Source organism: Streptomyces sp. SCA2-17 (assembly GCF_044336695.1).
On the sequence record NZ_CP117521.1, the window covers coordinates 3,881,180 to 3,898,694 of the forward strand.

The following is a 17,515-nucleotide window of genomic DNA, read 5'->3' on the forward strand; positions in this document are numbered from 1 at the left end:
AGGAACCTCAGAAACCGAGGACGCTCCGAAGCGCGGAGAGCGGGAGCGGAGAGCGGGAGGCGTCGCATCCCATGACCCGGTCGACCGAATCAGGCCTGCCCGTCGAGCCCGTCTACGGCCCCGGAGCCCTCGCCGGCTGGGATCCCGCCGAGCGGCTCGGCGAGCCCGGCGCGTACCCCTTCACGCGGGGCGTGTACCCCACGATGTACACGGGCCGGCCCTGGACGATGCGCCAGTACGCGGGCTTCGGCACCGCCGCCGAGTCCAACGCCCGCTACCGGCAGCTCATCGCCCACGGCACCACCGGCCTGTCCGTCGCCTTCGACCTGCCCACGCAGATGGGCCACGACTCCGACGCGGAGATCGCGAGCGGTGAGGTCGGCAAGGTGGGCGTCGCCGTCGACTCCGTCGAGGACATGCGGGTGCTCTTCGGCGGCATCCCGCTCGGCGAGGTCTCCACGTCGATGACCATCAACGCCCCCGCCGCGCTCCTGCTGCTGATGTACCAGCTCGTCGGCGAGGAACAGGGCGTCCCCGCGGACCGCCTCACCGGCACGATCCAGAACGACGTCCTCAAGGAGTACATCGCCCGCGGCACGTACATCTTCCCGCCGAAGCCGTCGCTGCGGCTGGTCGCCGACACCTTCGCGTACTGCGGCGCCGAGCTCCCCAAATGGAACATGATCTCGATCTCGGGCTATCACATGGCCGAGGCCGGCGCCTCGCCCGCGCAGGAGATCGCCTTCACCCTCGCCAACGGCATCGAGTACGTCCGTACGGCGGTCGCCGCCGGGATGGACGTCGACGCCTTCGCCCCGCGGCTGTCCTTCTTCTTCGTCTCGCGCACGACGCTGCTGGAGGAGGTCGCCAAGTTCCGGGCGGCCCGGCGGATCTGGGCGCGCGTGATGAAGGAGGAGTTCGGCGCCCGCGACCCCAAGTCGCAGATGCTGCGCTTCCACACCCAGACGGCCGGCGTCCAGCTCACCGCGCAGCAGCCGGAGGTCAACCTGGTGCGCGTCGCCGTCCAGGGCCTCGCCGCCGTCCTCGGCGGCACCCAGTCCCTGCACACCAACTCCTTCGACGAGGCCATCGCCCTGCCGACGGACAAGGCGGCCCGGCTGGCGCTGCGCACGCAGCAGGTCCTCGCGTACGAGACGGACGTGACGGCCACGGTCGACCCCTTCGCCGGCTCGTACGCGGTCGAGTCCCTCACCGACGCGGTCGAGGAGGCGGCCGTGGACCTCATGGGCCGGGTGGCGGACCGCGGCGGGGCCGTCGCCGCCATCGAACAGGGCTTCCAGAAGGCCGAGATCGAGCGCAACGCGTACCGCATCGCCCAGGAGACCGACAGCGGCGAGCGCGTCGTCGTCGGCGTCAACCGCTTCCGGCTCGACGAGGAAGAGCCGTATGAACCGCTGCGCGTCGACCCCGCCATCGAGGCCCGGCAGCGGGAGCGGCTCGCGCGGCTGCGCGAGGAGCGGGACGGGCGCGCGGTGGAGACGGCCCTGGCCGCCCTGCGTGCGGCCGCGGCCGGGACCGACAACGTCCTGTATCCCCTGAAGGACGCCCTGCGGGCGCGGGCCACGGTGGGGGAGGCGTGCAACGCGCTGCGGGAGGTGTGGGGGACGCACGTCCCGGCGGACGCCTTCTGAGCGCGGTCCCGTCCGTGTTCTTCGTGTGCTCTCCGTGAGCGACACTGGAGGGTATGTCCGCTCCCCGCCGCGCCTGCCCCGTATGCACTCGCGAGATCGCCGTCGTCGGCGGCCGCTACGCCCGCCACGACCCGCCGGGCCGCCGCCCCGCCTTCTCGTACGAGCTGGTCTCCTGCCCGGGCTCGCGCCGCTCGGCGCCGCTGCTGGCGACGGAGCCGAGGCTGTTCGACCCGGAGGAGCCGCCGATGGACGGCCAGCAGCAGCTGTTCTGAGCGGGGAGCCGTCTAGCAGGCCGTGTCGCCGGCCGGCCGCCTGCCGCTGACGAGGAACTCACTGACGGTGCGGTCGCTGCACGCGTTGCCGGTGTCGAGCCACACGCCGTGGCCGCCGGCGTCCACGGTGACGAGGCGGGCACGGTCGCCGAGGGCCTCGCGCATCTTCAGGGCGCCGGAGTAGGGCGTGGCCGGGTCGCGCAGGTTCTGCACCATCAGGATGTTGGACGGGCCCCGGGACGTGATGCGGGTGGGCTTCTCCGCGGGCTCGTCCTTCCAGAACGCGCACGGCGTGATGGTGGCCGGCAGGCCCGCGGTGAGGGGATGGCGGGCGCGGTCCGCGGTGACGGCCCGCTCGTAGGAGGCGACGTCGCGCGGCCAGGCCACGTCGTTGCAGATGACGCCGGCGGAGACGGCGGCCTGGCTCTGGGAGAGCGGTCCGGGGAGGGGGTCGGCGACGGTGAGCGGGCCGGTGCCGCTGTCGTTGCGGACGGCCTGCATGAGCGTGGCGATGGCGGGGTACCCCTCGCTGTCGTCCAGATTCGCCTGCATCACCTGCCGCAGAAGGTTGCCGGTGAGGGGGTGGCCGGTGTCCTTGAACGTACGGGGCCTGCGGTCGAGCTCCGCGGCCATGGCGAGGAACATCGGGCGGACGTCCTCGGCGCGCTCGGCGAGCCGGTCCTTGCCGCGTGCCGGGTCGGCGGCCCAGCGGGCGAAGTCGGGGAAGGCGTCGTCGGCGCCCTGCCCCATGTTGGCCAGCCAGCCGCGCGCGACGCGGGAGGGGTCGGGGTCGTCGTTGCTGTCGAGGACCCAGCGGTCGGTGCGCTCGGGGAACATCTGCGCGTAGACGGCGCCGACGTAGGTCCCGTAGGACCTGCCGACCGCGGACAGCTTCTTCTCGCCCAAGGCCTTACGGAGGCTGTCGATGTCACGGGCTTCGTTGCGGGTGGTGAGACTGCGCAGGACGTCGCCGCCGTTGCGGGCACACGCCTCGGCAACACGCCGGGCCCGGGCGACGCCGTCGGATATGTCCCCGCCGGGGCCGGGCCAGGCCCGGAACTCCACCATCCGCCGGTCGTCCGCGGAGATGCCGCAGTCGGCGGTGGTACTGCCCCCTGCCCCCCGCGGATCGAAACTGACGATGTCGTAAGCCCCCTTGGTGGCCTCCCGCACCTTCTCCCCGCGCCGCGCAAGCCCCTCCACCCCCGACCCTCCGGGCCCCCCGGCAATCAGCAACAACGCCCCACGCCGCGCCTGCGGCCGGTCAGACCGAAGCCGGGAGACGGCAATGCCGACGGTGGGCCCGGAGGGCTTCCGGTAGTCGAGGGGGACGGGGAGGGTGGCGCACTCAGACCCGGGGGCACTGCCCTTGGCGGTACAGGGGTGCCACTTGAGCACGGGGGAGCTAGTGGGAGCCGCCGCCTGCACGGGAGAGGTGAGGACGGAGGCGCAGGCGGCGGCGGAGAGCGTGAGGAGAAGGGCGATGCGGCTGCGAGAAGTCATGCGAGTAAGGCTGGTTGACGGAGCAGCAGTTGGGCTATGGGGCCAACTGGCGGTCGAGGGATGGGGATAACCCCCCGTCTGAAGCGTGGAGCCCAAGATTCTGTGCACGGAGGACGGGGAGCCGTGGGCAGCCGGTTCGCCTTTCTACTCAACTTTCCTGAAAGGGCCGAACTTCGAAGGCATCGCCGGCCCGCCGATGTCCTGATGCCACTGGCACTTGGTGGCCTGAATGAAGAACTTTCCTCCGTTAATCAGGAAGACTTCGGTGCGATGTAGATTTTCCAGTACTTCGTGTACGGCTTTCTGGACTTCCGAGGTCTCGGCCTTGTCGATCCGAAGACGCTCAAGGGAAGAGGGCATGTTTATCCGCTCTACGCCGGTGAAGAGCACATCAATGCGGGTGTCTTGGTCGTCTACGTTGACGCTCCTCAGGAGCAGCCGAGAGTAGCTTACGGAGAAGGTCCAAATGTGGAATCGACGGTCCCAGCTTGCGATCTCTTGCATCTATCAGTTCCCTAGGAATGGTGGTTTGGGGAAATTTTCGATCTCTTTTCCGCCGTAATAGAATGTTATGCTATCCCATGATCGATTTCCTCTCTTTACCGCGTCTCCTACGTGGGCCATTTCTCGTTCGGTGGTGTACCAGTCCTGCCCCTTGCCTCGATTGTATGCCGCTTCAAATAGCTCTGCCGGGTCGTGGGTGAGCTGCTGCTGGTGGCCGCGAAATCCATCCATGAGGATGTGCAATCGGGTTTCAGGAAGTTCGTGGGCTGCGTGGCGCACGGAAGCCAATGCGTCTTCCAGTGATTGATTCATGAAGTGTGTATAGCCCTGAGATTCGGCAAACTCTTGTATTTTGCCCTCCCGTACGGTTCCCAAGGCCACGTGTTCGGGAGGGCAGGGTGCCAGACCCAGAGGGTCCGCCCAAAAGTGGGGGTTCTCAACGTACGTCGCCGGATTGGGAGCCGGGGTCAGGCCCAGGGGGTCCGGGGACGTGTAGCGGGCCGATTCCGGGTCGTAGTGGCGGTGGTAGTTGTAGTGGAGGCCCGTTTCGGGGTCGAAGTATTGGCCTGGGAAGCGGAGTGGGGTGTACGTCGTGCTGTCGCGCGACCACGCCGTCGTGCCCCAGAGCGTGGAGCGCGTGCGCCATGCCACCTCGCCCGACGCATCCACCAGTTCCGTCGGCGTGCCGACCAGGTCCGTCACTATGGCGAAGAACCGCCGGTCCACCTCCCGTTGCGGCGCTTCCGCCGCCGATATGCGTTCCGTCTGGGCTATCGGGTGGAGGCCGTCGTGGTCCCAGGTCAGGGTTACCGGGTTCGGCAGGGACGGCGACCACGACGTCTGTTCCGTCAGCGTCGCGCCGTCCCACGTGAAGTCCACGCGTTCCGCCACCCCGCCCGACTCCGTCAGGCGTTCCTTGGTGATGCGGCGGCCCAGCGGGTCGTACGTGTAGCGCCAGCGGCTGCCGTCCGGGGTGGTCACACCCGAGAGGCGGTCCTCCGCGTCCCACTCGTAGTGCCACGTGTCCGGCTTGCGCGACAGGCGGGTCTTCTGCCGTACGACCACCCGGCCCTGCGCGTCGTGCTCGTAGCGGATTCCGCCCGCCCGGGATATGCGCGTGCCCGTGTACGTGCGCGCGCCCTGCGCCTCCGCGCCCGGGTGGCCCGCGGGCCACGCCGCCTCGGTCTGGTTGCCCGCCTCGTCGTAGACGTACCGTTCCTGCCAGTCCGGCGCGTTGACCGCCGTCACCCGGCCCGCCGCGTCCAGGTCGAACGCGCGGGAGCCGTTCGTCACGTCCGTGATGCCGGTGAGGTGGCCGTCGCGGCGGTAGGTGTAGGCGCGGTGCTGGAGGAGTTCCCCCGCGCCCTCCAGGCCCTGGGACACCAGGCGCCCGACCGCGTCCCACGCGGACGACAGGGTCAGGCCCTGCCCGAAGCGGCGTGCCACCTCCCGGCCCGCCACGTCGTGTTCGACGTCGAAGACCTGTCCCGACGCCGTCAGCGACGTACGCCGCCCCGCCGCGTCGTACGTCCACGTGCTCACCGCCCCGCCCGGCGTCACCCGGCGCGTGCGCCGCCCCAGCGCGTCGTACGCGAAGGTCAGCGTCCGGCCGTTCGTCGTCTCGGACTTGACGCGGCCGAGGCGGTCCCGGCTGTAGACCACCGAAGCGCCGGGGCCGGACGCCTCCATCAGGCGGCCCGCCGCGTCGTGCACGTACACGGTCTCCGCGCCCGCCGCGTCCTTCCGGACCACGCGCCCCAGCACGTCGTGCTCGTACGCGATCGTCTCGCCGAGCCCGTTCGTACGGGACACCAGCCGGCCCGCGGCGTCGTGCGCGTACGTCAGCGTCCGGCCGTCGAAGTCGGTCTCGGCGGCCGGGCGGCCGGCCGGGTCGTACGCGTAGTCCCAGGTCAGGCCCTGGGGGTTGGTGACGCGGGTGAGCTGGAGGTGGGTGTTGTGCGTGAACTCGTGGCGTACGCCGTCCGGGCCCGTCCGCGCCGTCAGGAGGTCGAAGGGCCCGTACTCGTAGCGCGTGACGCCGCCGACGGCGTCCACGTACGTCGTGCAGTTGCCCTCGCCGTCGTACGTCCACCGTTCCTCGGCGCCGTCCGCGGCGATGCGCCGCGCGAGCCGGCCCTCCACCGTCCACGTCAGCCGGGTCGTGGAACCGAGCGGATCGATGACGGTCGTCACGCGGCCGAAGGAATCCCGGCGGTAGCTGGTGACGGCGCCGAGCGGGTCGGTGACCTCGACCGGGAGGCCCGCCCCGTTGCAGGTGATGCGGGTGACGCCGCCCAGGGCGTCCGTCACCGTCGCCGGGTGGCCCAGGGCATCGTGGCTGTACAGGGTTTCCGCGCCGGACGGGTCGACCGCCGACGTCCGGTTGCCCGCCTCGTCGTATCCGTAGCGCCAGGAAGCCCCGTCCGGGCCCGTCATCGTTTCCGGCAGGCCCAGACCGTTGTACGTGGCCGACAGCCGGCGCCCGTCCGGGCGGAACACCTCCGTCAGGCGCCCCTCGGCGTCGTACCGGAACTCCGTCCTCGCACCCAGCGGATCCGTACGCGAGAGGAGCCGGTCGTGGCGGTCCCAGGCCGAAAGCGTCGTGGCCCCGGCCGGATCGGTCCTGGCGACGATCTGCGAGCGTCTGTTGATGGTGAAGGTGGTGGTGTGACCCAGCGAATTGGTCACCTTGGTGACGCGCAGGCCGGTGTCCGGGTCCGGCTCCCCGTAGACGAGCGAGGAGCGCATGTGCCCCTCGGTCCCCGACTGGAAGACGCAGCGGTCCTTGTCGTCGTACGTGTACGCGTAATGCGTGCCGTTCCGGTCGGTCCACGACGTCATCCGGCCGCGCTCGTCGTAGCCGAAACGCAGCGGCTGCCCCGAAGAGTTGACGACCTCCGTAAGGTTTCCGGCCTCGTCGTAGCCGTAGCGGATCAGCTCCGTGTCGTCCGCCAGGTGCAGGGCGGTGATGCGCCCCGCCCCCGCCCCCGCCTCCGTGTCCGCCTCCACCTCCGTGTCCGTGGTGATCCGGAGGCGGTAGCCGCCGGAGTGGACGATCGCGGCCGGCGTGCCGTCGGCGTCGTACTCGTACGTGATCCAGTGGCCGTTGCGGTCGGTCAGCTGGTGCAGGAGGGCCTCACGGCCGGCCTCCTGAGGAGCGAAGTGCCGCGTCAGGCCCGTATCCGGTTCGGTGACGGCGTACGTGCCGTCCCGCTCGATCGCCAGCGGCCACCGCGGCCCCTTCGCCGGCAGCGTCGGCACACCCGGCACCGGGTGCGGGTACTCCAGCAGCCGCCCGTGCTCGTCGACGAAGATCACGCCCTCGTCGTCGATCTCCAGACGCTGGTCCACGGTGCTCGCCCACGACGGGCCGAACCAGCGGCCACAGCTGTAGCCGGACTTCAGGTGCCGGGAGAAGACCAGGGGGAGCGCGCCGGGGAGGGTGACGTCCGTCTGCGGCAGGAACATGCGGCCCGTCGCGATGTCCACGGGGTCCGTCTCGCAGACCTCCACCTTGCCGGGGTCGGTGTTCGGCTCGTGCGGATGCTGCCTGGTTCCCTGGCGGGCCGCACCCTCAGCCCCCTCCTCCCCGGCCTTCGACCCGGCTTTCGACCCGGCCTTCGCCCCGGCCCGCGCAGCCGACCGCGCGCCGATCTCCGCCCCCTCCCGCGCCGCCCCCGCCCCGAACCGCGTCCCCGCTCCCGCCACCCCGCCGCTGGGCAGGGAGAGGAGGAAGTTGCCGAGGAGGCGTCCGCCGGCCTCGGAGGGGTCCGAGCCCCAGCCGGGGCCGAGCAGCGCGCCCGGAATGCGCTCCGGGTGGGACGCGAGGGAGACGAGTCCGGCCGCGGTGTTGCTGATGCCGTTGAGGTACTCCGCGGGGTGGGTGACGTTGTACGGGTCCAGCGGGTTCATGCTGCGGCCGAACTTCACCAGGTCCGTACCGGCCCGGAAGACACCGCCGCCGAAGTGGAGCAGCTCGACCTGTGCGCCCTGTGCGAAGTCCTCGGCGTCGCCCTTCATGCGGGTGTGGAAGGCCGGCTCCTTGGGCGCCGCCTCGACCGCCTTGTCGATCTTCGCCTTGGCCTCGGCCGCCGCCGTATTGCGCTGCTTGCGGGCCTCGTTCAGGATGCGGTGGGCTTCCTTGACGTCGGCGGCACCGGGGTCGTGGAACGCTCCCGGCCGCTCGCCCGGGTCCTTGCCCTCCTTCACCTTCGCGTTGTACGCGTCGACCTTGTCGTTGTAGGCGTCACTGGCCTCCTTCGTGGCCTCCGTGCCCTGCTTGTAGAGGCGGATCGCCTCCAGCGCCTGCTTCTGCGCCCAGCGGACGGTGTGCGCGTACGACGAAAGCGCCTTCGCGGCGTTGTCGCAGGCGTCGGCGGCCTGCGCCCACTTCTTCGGCTCCGGCGCGAAGCGGGTGTCGAAGCCCTTCGCGCCCTCGCCCTTCCAAGATCCGGAGTGGACCCGCTGGAGGCCGGAGTGAGCGGTGTTGAAGGCGTTGTGGAAGCCGTGCAGGTGCTTGGCGGCGGCCTCGATGCCCCAGACTTCGCCGTGGATCAGGGCGAGCGGGTTCTCGGTCCGGCCGAGCTGCTCCTCCTTGATCTCCGCGCCGAGCTCCGAGGCCGTCCGGTCGCCCAGGTACTTGACGGCGAGCGCCTCGTCATGGGCGCCGATCTTGTCGAGCCCCTTGGCGACCTTCCCGGCGCCCCACTCGACGGCCTCGCCGGCCTTCTTCTCGACCTTGTGGACGCCCTTTTCGGCGAGCTCGCCGAGGGCGTCGATCGGGTCCCAGAGGCCCATCAGCCGCGCTCCTCCTCCGGCGGCGTGCCGCCGTCCAGCTTGTCGGCGAGCTTGTTCGCCACGTCCGTGCCCTGCCGGCCGAGCGGCCCCTTGCCGAAGCCGTTGGCGGCGCCGGTGCGGGCGTCGCGGAGGGTGTTCGCCCAGACCTGGCTGCTGTTCTCCCCGGCCTTGCGGAAGGATTCGGCGCTGTAGTCCGGGTTGCGGAGGTCATTGATGGGGTTGTCGGCGAGGATCTCGCGCATGGACTTCTTCTCGACGTCCTCTTCGAGGAGGTGCGGGTTGCCCATGGCGGCGTTGACGCCGACCTTGAACGAGTCCCGGATGTACACGTCCTGCTCGTGGTAGTAACCGGCGGCGAGGCCCACCCGCTCGGCGAACTGGCTGCCGTCGTGGACCAGCGCGCGCACTCCCCAGTCCCACCGGTTGCAGAACGTCTTGAAGGCCGCGGCCAGCCCCTCGTGCCCCAGTTCCACGCCGCTGAGGGCGAGTTCGTCGAAGCCGCGGCCCACGGCCGCCTCTCCGGGGGTTCCGAGGGACTTGAGCTCGCCGATGGCTTCGTTGATGCCCTTGGCGATGTTGCCGAGGGCGGCGGCGTCGGCCGCGAGGTCGGAGTCGGTCACGCGGAGCCCTCCCGGCCGGTGAGACCGGTGAGGCCGGTGATGTCGGTGTCTGCGTCGATCGCGTCCGCGTCGATCGCGTACGCGTCCGGCACGATCCCGACGACCGGCGGGAACAGCACGGGCTGCGGACCGCCGACATCGAGCGCGACGCCCGCCGGTACGCCGACCGCCGGCACGACCACGTCCAGCAGCCGCGCGCCCAGCACGGTGCGGTACGCCCAGTCGGCCGTTCCGTCCGCCCCCTGTGCGAGCGCGAACCGCCCGAGCGCCGCCTTGTCCGTGAACGCGTGGATCCACCGGATCCCGCCGTACTCCGCGGACCACAAGCCGTCCTGACCGTCCGACGGAACCAGCACCGCCGTCCTGCGGAACCAGCCGACCAGCGCGGCCGGCCGCCCCTCCTCCGCGTACAGTGCGCGGATTTCGTCCGTCAACGCCGTCGATGACGTCACTCTCGCCTCCCCAAGCCAGAGGAAGGGTACAAAATGAGGCCAGAGGTGCACTCACGGTATTCGGAGCGAAGAGCTTCGCACCACGGGGGAGAGGCCCGATGGAAGACATCACGCACTTAATGGACCTGACGGGCAGTGGGCTGACCGCTCAGGTGCGGGCCCTGGCCGCGGGCGACGTCTCGTCCCGCGCGCTCGTCGAACGCTCGCTGGCCCGCATCGCGGAGACCCAGCCCACGCTCAACGCCTTCCGCCGCGTACGGGCCGAGGCCGCCCTCGCCGAAGCGGACGCGGCGGACCGGCGGCTGGCGGCGGGCGAGGCCGGGCCACGGCTGCCCCTCCTCGGAGTCCCGGTGGCGGTCAAGGACGACGTCGACGTCGCCGGCGAGCCCACCGCCTTCGGCTGCGCAGGCGATTTCCCGCCGAAATGTGCCGACAGCGAGGCCGTGCGGCGGCTCCGCGCCGCCGGCGCCGTCATCGTCGGCAAGACGAACACGCCGGAGCTCGGCCAGTGGCCCGTCACGGAAGGCCCCGCCTTCGGCGCGACCCGCAATCCGTGGAGCGCGGAGCACACGCCCGGCGGCTCCTCGGGCGGCGCCGCCACGGCCGTTGCCGCGGGCCTCGTACCGGCCGCCCTCGGCTCGGACGGCGCCGGTTCGGTACGGATCCCCGCCGCCTGGACGCACCTGGTCGGCATCAAACCGCAGCGGGGACGCATCTCCACCTGGCCCGAACCGGAGTCCTTCCGCGGCATCACCTGCTACGGCCCCCTGGCCCGCACGGTCGCCGACGCCGCACTCCTGCTCCACGCCGCGAGCGGCAGCCACGCCGGGGACCTCCACCGGCCGCCGCCCGTCGACGTCCTCACCGCCGCGCACCGTGACCCCGGCCGGCTGCGGATCGCGCTCTCCCTGCGCCCCGCCTTCGCCGCCGCCCGGCAACGGCTCGACCCCGAGGCCCGGGCCGCCACCGTCCGCATCGCCGAACGGCTGGCGGCCCTCGGGCACGAAGTGGTCGAGGAAGAGCCCCGCTACGGGCTGATCGGGCTCACCTTCGTGCCGCGCTCGATGTCCGGCGTACGGGAGTGGGCCGGGCGCGTACCCGACCCCGCCCTGCTGGACGTCCGAACGAAGGTCAACGCCCGCGGCGGGCTGCTCCTCGGCGGCGGCGTCCTGCGCGTGGCCCGCGCCGCGGAGGAGCCGCTACGGCGGCGCGTGGGGGAGATCTTCGACCGCTTCGACGTCGTCCTGACCCCGACCACGGCCGTCCCGCCGCTCCGCATCGGCGACCTGTCCGGCCTCTCCAGCAGCCGTACGGACGCGGCGATGATCTCCGCCTGCCCGTACTCCTGGCCCTGGAACGTCCTCGGCTGGCCGGGCATGAGCGTCCCCGCCGGCCTCACGCCCGGCGACCTCCGCCTCCCTCTGGGCGCCCAGCTCCTCGGCCCGGCGGGGAGCGAGCCGCGGCTCATCTCACTCGCGGCCCAACTCGAAGCGGGAGAGCGCTGGTTCGAGCGGTGGCCGGGGGCCGTCGGTGGGGCGGGGGTGAGTGATCGAGCACCAGACGGCCTTGGTGGCCCCACAGGTGAAGCCGTGGGGTTCGGAGTAATGCCCCCAGTCGTCGGCGAGTGAACGGAGGAGCGTCAGGCCGCGGCCGTTGACGGCGTAGGGGTGGGGATGGGCGTGGGGGTCCGGATGCACCGGCAGTGGGGCGTCATCGGTGTCGCATGCGGTCAGCCTGAGCACCTCCCACTGCGACCAGGAGATGGAGAGATCGGCGTCGTCCACGGTGTGCACGATCGCGTTGGTGAGCAGCTCGGACGCCAACAGTTCGGCGCGGGGCAGTAGTTCGGCCAGGCCGTGGGCGGTGAGGACGGCCCGTACGGTGCCGCGCGCGATGGGTACGGCGCGTGCGTCGTTCGGCACGCGCAGGCGGTATTCGAACGGCTCGATCTCGGGAACGAACAGAGAGTCGAACTTCGGTGCAGGCAGGAGCATGTCGCCTCCGGCGGGGTGGGGTGAAGTGGTGCGGCGCCCGGTGTCATTGCCGCGTTGCGGTGCTACTGCGCGGGGCAGGGCAGGGCGGGGCGGTGCGCTTCCGGGGTGGCGGGCTCGCGGTGTGAGCTGCGCAACACCCAACGTAGGTGCCATTTTTGGGACCGCGCAACCAATCCTGTGAAGTTCGCCCCATCGGGGCCCGCTGTGACACATTGGCGCCGCAAGCGCGCGAGAAAGAGGACGACATGGCGAGGCGGAGCATCGTCACGGCCCGGCAGGAACGGCTGGGCGCCGAGCTGCGGAAGCTGCGCGAGCGGGCGGGTGTTTCGGCGCGGGACGCTGCCACGGCTGTCGGCCGCGATCAGGCGTGGCTGTCCCACATCGAGGCGGGCAACGCCGCGGTGGGCGCGGAGCGGGCCCGCGCTCTTGCAGCTCGGTACGGCGTGCAGGACGCGGCTCTGGTTGAGGCCTTGGCGGAGCGGGCGGCCGAGCGATCGCGGGGGTGGTGGGAGAAGTACCGGGGTCGAATGGTTGCGGCCGCCTTGGACCTGGCGGAACTGGAATGGAATGCGTACGCCCTACGGAGCTTGCAGATCGTCAACGTGCCTGGACTGTTGCAGACTGAGGCTTACGTGCGTTCCCTGTTCGCCTACGTGGCTAGTGAAGCTGAGTCGTACGATCTCGAAACGGTGGTTGCATTTCGAGTGCAGCGTCGTGAGGTGTTTGAACGCGATAATCCACCGGCATTCACTTCGATCGTGCATGAGGCCGCGCTACGTATGAGGGTGGGAGATCGTAAGGTTGCGCGCGATCAACTCGATTTCCTGTTGGCTGTATCCGACCGTCCAGGGCTTACGATCCAGGTAGTGCCGTTCGAGGCGGAGGGGTTCGCGGGTATGGGGTACTCGATGCTCTACGCGGCCGACCGTGTCGCCGACTTGGATACCGTGCAGGTTGATCACGCGCATGGGAGTGGCTTCTTTTACGCCGAGGAGCAACTCGCCAAATATCGCAACCGTTGGAGCAAGGTGGAGCGTGCAGCACTCGGTCCGCGAGAGACTCGCGACTTCATCCATCGGATCGCACGCGAGCTGTGAAGGACTGAAGATGTGCATGGCCACGTGGCAGAAGTCCACGTTCTCAGGAACCGGGGACGGCAACGACTGCCTGGAGGTCGCCGCAGCCGGTGAGGTGATCGCCCTCCGTGAGAGCGATGTCCCCCGCAGCATCGTGCGGACCACCCCACCTGCCCTCGGCGCCCTGATACGCATGCTCAAGGCGGGATAAGGCCATGGGCGATGCCTGGCAGAAGTCCACGTACTCAGGGACCGGCGACGGCGGCAACGACTGCGTGGAGGTCGCCGCGATCGGCAACGCGGTCGTGCTCCGCGAGAGCGACGCCCCCCGCACCGTGGTGCGGACAACCCCGTCCGCCCTCGGCGCATTGATACGCACCCTCAAGGTGGGAGCCGGCCTCGGCTGAGATCCGTGGTTCGCGTGCGGGTCAGAACAGGCTGGCAGCAGGGGGAGGGGTGGGGGGCTCGCGCACGTCGGGTGTCCGTCGCCCGGTGGGTGGTTGGGCGCCGTACTCCTGCCGTCACGGATGCACGAGCGTGAGGAGACCTCCCCATCAGCCTGGGCTGAGGGGGAGCGGGCTGCTGCCGCGATGTGGCTGGGCCCGTCGTGGGCGTTTCACTCACTTGTTCGCCGTCGTGGCTGAGCGGCCGGGTGCGGGAGGGCGGGGGTTGGTGCCCTCCGGGCGCGGAAATCCACCGGCCCGGCCGGGCTGCGTGGCGCACAAGTGGGCTAGAAGTGCTGGCAGTACGCCCCCAAGGGCCCCGCCCGACAGCCCGCGCCTCGTAGGCCTCGCGTTCGGCCGCGGGGAGTGGTGGCTGGTCCTCCCGGGCCGGAAGTCACCCGGCCCGGCGGCCGTGCGCGGCGTACAAGTCGCCCGGGAGCGTTGGCCGCGTGCCGGCTCGCAGCGTTGCCGCGGGCTATTCCGAGGCCGCGCCCGGCGTCGGGATGACGCCGAGCTGCTGAAGGAAGCCGAGGGCATCTTTGTCCGACCACTTTTCGGCGAGCTTGCCGTTCTCAACGCGATGAACCACCGTCGCGGTCATCGTGATCGGCCTGCCGGTGGCAGGGATGCCCGGGAGGTCCCCCTCGTGTACGCCCCGGGCCGTCAGGCGGGTCACGACCTTGTCGCCCTCCGCGATCTGGTCTTCGATCTCGTGGGTGCCGGGTGTGGCCTCCCAGAACAGGCGGAACGCCTGCTTGAGCCCCTCCCGGCCGGGTGCGAACCCTGGAAACGGCGGCGGCGAGTGGTCCTGGTAGTCCTCGGCCACGAGAGCATCCATGGCGTCGAGGTTGCCTGCGTCGATCTCCTGGTAGAAGCGGCGTACCAGGCTCTTGTTCTCCTCGGTGGACACGGGAACCCCTCTGCGCGTTCGCTGCGGTATGCCGGAGAGGCGGATACGGTCCGCATCGTCGCCCGTCGCGTCGCCCGGCCGTTTCCCCGGCGCGCCGGACCGCCGCGGACGTCACTCGAAATGCGGCACCGGCCCCGGCCGGCCCCCCGGCCCTACCTCCCCGCCCCCCGCGTCATCAGCAGCAGCGCTCCGATGGCGATCAGGGGCGTGATCACGATGAGGGCGAGGCCCATGGGGTTGCGGTGGTTGTAGACCCAGCGGGTGCCGTAGCGCTGGCGGATGAGGACGGGCTGGTCGTCGTCCGCGCGATCCCGGGCGTGGTCGTTCTCGTGGCGCATGAGGCCAGGCTACGGACGGTCGTTCGAGATGGCGATCATTTTGTCGCACCTCTGTTGTTTTGTGGCGCGGGTGGGACATTCCCGCTACAGCGCCGCTACGGCGCGAGGATGTCCAGTTCCGCCATCGCGCCCGCCGTGATCTCGCGCGTGAGGGCCTCCGCCCGCTCGGCGTCGTGTTCCCGTACGGCTTCGGCGACGCGGACGTGGAGGGTGACGGCGGCCGGGTCCGGGTCGGTGAACATGACCTGGTGTTCCGTGCGGCCGGTGAGGACCTCGGCGACGACGTCGCCCAGGCGGGCGAACATCTCGTTGCCGGAGGCGCGCAGGATCACCCGGTGGAAGGCCACGTCGTGGACCAGGTAGGCGCCGAGCTGCTGGCCGCGTGAGGTGGCGACCATGCCGAGGGCGTGCCGGGTGAGCTCCTCGCACTGCTCGGGCGTGGCGTGGCGGGCGGCGAGCCCGGCCGCGACCGGTTCGACGGCCGAGCGGAGCACGGTGAGGGAGCGCAGCTGGCGCGGCCGGTCGGCGCCGGCCAAGCGCCAGCGGATGACCTGCGGGTCGTAGACGTTCCACTCCTCGGTGGGGCGGACGGTGACGCCGACCCGGCGCCGGGACGTGACCAGGTGCATGGACTCCAGGACGCGTATCGCCTCCCGGATGACCGTGCGGGAGACGTCGAAGCGCTCTTCCAGCTCGTCGGTGCGCAGGACGCTGCCCGGCGGGTAGGTGCCCGAGGTGATCGCGGGCCCGAGGGACTCCAGCACGCGCGCGTGCAGCCCCTGCCCCTGGTTTTCCATGGGGCAAGCCTACGATCCTCGCCCGCGGCAAATTAAGTATGACGTTTGAGTCACAAGGGCTTGAATATGTCGTACGTAATGCGTTTCAGTGGCCGCACCCCACCGTCAACGGAGACAGCGAGGCCCTGATGAGCAGCCGTCCGGCATACCCCCGCGTCGTCGTCGTGATGGGCGTCGCCGGCACCGGCAAGACCACGGTCGGCCCGCTCGTCGCCGAAGCCCTCGGGGTCCCCTACGCCGAGGGCGACGACTTCCACCCGGCCGCCAACATCGCCAAGATGTCCGCCGGGACCCCGCTGGACGACGCCGACCGGGCCCCCTGGCTCGATGCCATCGGGGCATGGGCCGCGGGCCGGGCCGGCCGCGGCGGAGTCGTCAGCTGCTCCGCGCTCAAGCGGGCCTACCGGGACCGGCTGCGCGCCGCCGCGCCCGGCGGCCCCGACGGGCCCGGTCTCGTGTTCCTCCACCTCACCGGCGACCACGACCTGATCGCCGGCCGCATGGCGGCCCGCAAGGGCCACTTCATGACCTCCAGGCTGCTGGACTCCCAGTTCGCGACCCTCGAACCCCTGGGCGCGGACGAAGCGGGCGTCGACGTCGACGTCGCGCCCGGGCCGCAGGTCATCGCCGAGCGGGCCGTCCTGGCCCTGAGGCAGCTCTAACCCCTCTCCCTCCTCCACACCTCCTCCACCAAGGAAGCCCCGTGAGCACTCTCAGCGTCGAGATGCTGGCCGCGGCCCCCGCCGGACCGATCACGTCGGCGGGTCACGCACAGCTGGGGATCGCCGTCCTCGTCGGCATCGCCGTCATCGTCCTCCTCATCACCCGCCTCAAGCTGCACGCCTTCCTCTCCCTGACCATCGGTTCGCTGGTGCTCGGGGCGGCGGCGGGCGCGCCGATGGACAAGGGCATCGCGAGCTTCACCGCCGGGCTCGGGTCGACGGTCTCGGGCGTCGGCGTCCTGATCGCGCTCGGCGCGATCCTGGGCAAGCTCCTCGCCGACTCCGGCGGCGCCGACCAGATCGTCGACACGATCCTGGCGAAGGCCGGGCCGCGCTCGATGCCGTGGGCGATGGTGCTGATCGCGGCCGTCATCGGCCTGCCGCTGTTCTTCGAGGTCGGGATCGTGCTGCTGATCCCGGTGGTGCTGCTGGTCGCCAAGCGGGGCAACCACTCCCTGATGCGGATCGGCATTCCCGCGCTCGCCGGGCTGTCCGTCATGCACGGCCTCGTGCCCCCGCACCCCGGCCCGCTGGCCGCCATCGACGCCATCGGCGCGAACCTCGGCGTGACCCTCGCCCTCGGCGTGCTGATCGCCGTGCCCACCGCCGTGGTCGCCGGTCCGCTGTTCTCGCGGGTGGCCGCCCGCTGGGTGGACATCGCCCCGCCCGAGAAGCTGATACCCCAGCGCCCCTCGGCCGGCCTGGAGCGCCGCCCGAGCTTCGCCGTCACCGTCGCCACGGTCATGCTGCCGGTCGTCCTCATGCTGGCCAAGGCGCTCGTCGACATCGTCGTGGACGACCCCAAGGATCACGTCCAGCGCGTCACGGACGTCGTCGGCTCGCCGCTGATCGCCCTCCTCGCCGCCGTCCTCGTCGGGCTGTTCACCCTCGGCCGGGCCGCCGGCTTCGGCCGCGACCGGCTCGCCGGGACCGTCGAGAAGTCCCTCGCCCCCATCGCCGGAATCCTGCTGATCGTCGGCGCGGGCGGCGGCTTCAAGCAGACCCTGATCGACGTGGGCGTCGGCCGGATGATCCTCGACTTCTCCAAGGACTGGTCGGTCTCGGCCCTGCTGCTGGCGTGGCTCATCGCCGTCGGCATCCGGCTCGCCACGGGCTCGGCCACGGTCGCCACGATCTCGGCCGCGGGCCTCGTCGCCCCGCTCGCCGAGGGCATGAGCACGACCCACACCGCGCTGCTCGTCCTCGCCGTCGGCGCCGGCTCGCTGTTCTTCAGCCACGTCAACGACGCCGGCTTCTGGATGGTGAAGGAGTACTTCGGCATGGACGTCGGCCAGACGATCAAGACCTGGTCGCTGATGGAGACCGTGATCTCCGTCGTCTCCCTCGTGCTCGTCCTGCTGCTGTCACTGGTCCTCTGACCGTCCCGTCCCCTCCGTTGCTCCTCTCGGCCCCGGCCCCTCTGCGTTGCTCCCAC

At 70.9% G+C, this 17,515-nt stretch carries 16 protein-coding genes and 1 pseudogene; 8 read left to right on the top strand and 9 right to left on the bottom strand.

The genetic code is table 11. The annotated features are described in order from the left end of the window. Window positions 1-71: 71 nt before the first annotated feature. The gene (locus PS271_RS17540) at window positions 72-1,652 is read left to right on the top strand and encodes an acyl-CoA mutase large subunit family protein (RefSeq protein WP_398382801.1); all 1,581 of its coding nucleotides are present in this window, start codon (window positions 72-74) and stop codon (window positions 1,650-1,652) included. Window positions 1,653-1,705: 53 nt separating this feature from the next. Then, window positions 1,706-1,924, top strand: a complete 219-nt coding sequence (locus PS271_RS17545) for a hypothetical protein (protein ID WP_106678233.1) — start codon at window positions 1,706-1,708, stop codon at window positions 1,922-1,924. Between the two features lie 12 nt (window positions 1,925-1,936). Here PS271_RS17545 and PS271_RS17550 read toward each other — a convergent pair whose 3' ends face one another. From PS271_RS17550 to PS271_RS17570, 5 genes are all read right to left on the bottom strand, one after another. Continuing rightward, complete coding sequence (locus PS271_RS17550; RefSeq protein WP_398382803.1) at window positions 1,937-3,427, bottom strand: alpha/beta hydrolase; 1,491 nt, start codon at window positions 3,425-3,427, stop codon at window positions 1,937-1,939. A gap of 144 nt (window positions 3,428-3,571) precedes the next feature. Next, complete coding sequence (locus PS271_RS17555) at window positions 3,572-3,931, bottom strand: hypothetical protein (protein ID WP_398382805.1); 360 nt, start codon at window positions 3,929-3,931, stop codon at window positions 3,572-3,574. A gap of 3 nt (window positions 3,932-3,934) precedes the next feature. Beyond that, window positions 3,935-8,728 (bottom strand): putative T7SS-secreted protein, encoded by a 4,794-nt coding sequence (locus PS271_RS17560; RefSeq protein WP_398382807.1) that lies wholly within the window; start codon window positions 8,726-8,728, stop codon window positions 3,935-3,937. Then, window positions 8,728-9,348 (bottom strand): hypothetical protein, encoded by a 621-nt coding sequence (locus PS271_RS17565; protein WP_398382809.1) that lies wholly within the window; start codon window positions 9,346-9,348, stop codon window positions 8,728-8,730. The genes PS271_RS17560 and PS271_RS17565 overlap by 1 nt, the downstream gene beginning before the upstream one ends. After that, window positions 9,345-9,800, bottom strand: a complete 456-nt coding sequence (locus PS271_RS17570) for a hypothetical protein (RefSeq protein WP_398382810.1) — start codon at window positions 9,798-9,800, stop codon at window positions 9,345-9,347. Before PS271_RS17570 ends, PS271_RS17565 begins: the two co-directional genes overlap by 4 nt. A 98-nt stretch (window positions 9,801-9,898) precedes the next feature. On the opposite strand from PS271_RS17570, the gene PS271_RS17575 reads away from it, so the two are divergent. Continuing rightward, the gene (locus tag PS271_RS17575; protein WP_398382812.1) at window positions 9,899-11,428 is read left to right on the top strand and encodes an amidase; all 1,530 of its coding nucleotides are present in this window, start codon (window positions 9,899-9,901) and stop codon (window positions 11,426-11,428) included. 18 nt (window positions 11,429-11,446) lie between these two features. Here PS271_RS17575 and PS271_RS17580 read toward each other — a convergent pair. Continuing rightward, a pseudogene (locus PS271_RS17580) lies at window positions 11,447-12,007 on the bottom strand (ATP-binding protein); the annotation flags it as partial. A gap of 32 nt (window positions 12,008-12,039) precedes the next feature. Between PS271_RS17580 and PS271_RS17585 the strand changes: the two are divergent. Genes PS271_RS17585 through PS271_RS17595 form a run of 3 tightly spaced genes read left to right on the top strand, consistent with a single transcriptional unit; the run spans window position 12,040 to window position 13,277 of the window. After that, entirely contained in the window at window positions 12,040-12,891 is an 852-nt protein-coding gene (locus tag PS271_RS17585) for a Scr1 family TA system antitoxin-like transcriptional regulator (protein ID WP_398382814.1), read from the top strand. 16 nt (window positions 12,892-12,907) lie between these two features. Further along, on the top strand, window positions 12,908-13,081 hold the full coding sequence (locus tag PS271_RS17590) for a DUF397 domain-containing protein (protein ID WP_398382816.1): 174 nt from the start codon (window positions 12,908-12,910) through the stop codon (window positions 13,079-13,081). A gap of 4 nt (window positions 13,082-13,085) precedes the next feature. After that, complete coding sequence (locus PS271_RS17595) at window positions 13,086-13,277, top strand: DUF397 domain-containing protein (RefSeq protein WP_398382818.1); 192 nt, start codon at window positions 13,086-13,088, stop codon at window positions 13,275-13,277. A 511-nt stretch (window positions 13,278-13,788) separates the two neighbouring features. On the opposite strand, the gene PS271_RS17600 is transcribed toward PS271_RS17595, so the two are convergent. The 3 genes from PS271_RS17600 to PS271_RS17610 all read right to left on the bottom strand — a co-directional run bounded on the left by PS271_RS17600 (window position 13,789) and on the right by PS271_RS17610 (window position 15,358). Then, entirely contained in the window at window positions 13,789-14,223 is a 435-nt protein-coding gene (locus tag PS271_RS17600) for an ester cyclase (protein WP_398382820.1), read from the bottom strand. A 152-nt stretch (window positions 14,224-14,375) separates the two neighbouring features. Next, window positions 14,376-14,561, bottom strand: coding sequence for a hypothetical protein (locus PS271_RS17605; protein WP_398382821.1), 186 nt, complete (start codon window positions 14,559-14,561; stop codon window positions 14,376-14,378). A 95-nt stretch (window positions 14,562-14,656) separates the two neighbouring features. After that, the gene (locus PS271_RS17610; protein ID WP_398382822.1) at window positions 14,657-15,358 is read right to left on the bottom strand and encodes a FadR/GntR family transcriptional regulator; all 702 of its coding nucleotides are present in this window, start codon (window positions 15,356-15,358) and stop codon (window positions 14,657-14,659) included. 128 nt (window positions 15,359-15,486) lie between these two features. Here PS271_RS17610 and PS271_RS17615 point away from each other — a divergent pair, with 128 nt between their 5' ends. After that, window positions 15,487-16,020, top strand: a complete 534-nt coding sequence (locus PS271_RS17615; protein WP_398382823.1) for a gluconokinase — start codon at window positions 15,487-15,489, stop codon at window positions 16,018-16,020. 41 nt (window positions 16,021-16,061) lie between these two features. After that, on the top strand, window positions 16,062-17,459 hold the full coding sequence (locus PS271_RS17620; protein ID WP_398382824.1) for a GntP family permease: 1,398 nt from the start codon (window positions 16,062-16,064) through the stop codon (window positions 17,457-17,459). Window positions 17,460-17,515: the final 56 nt, after the last annotated feature.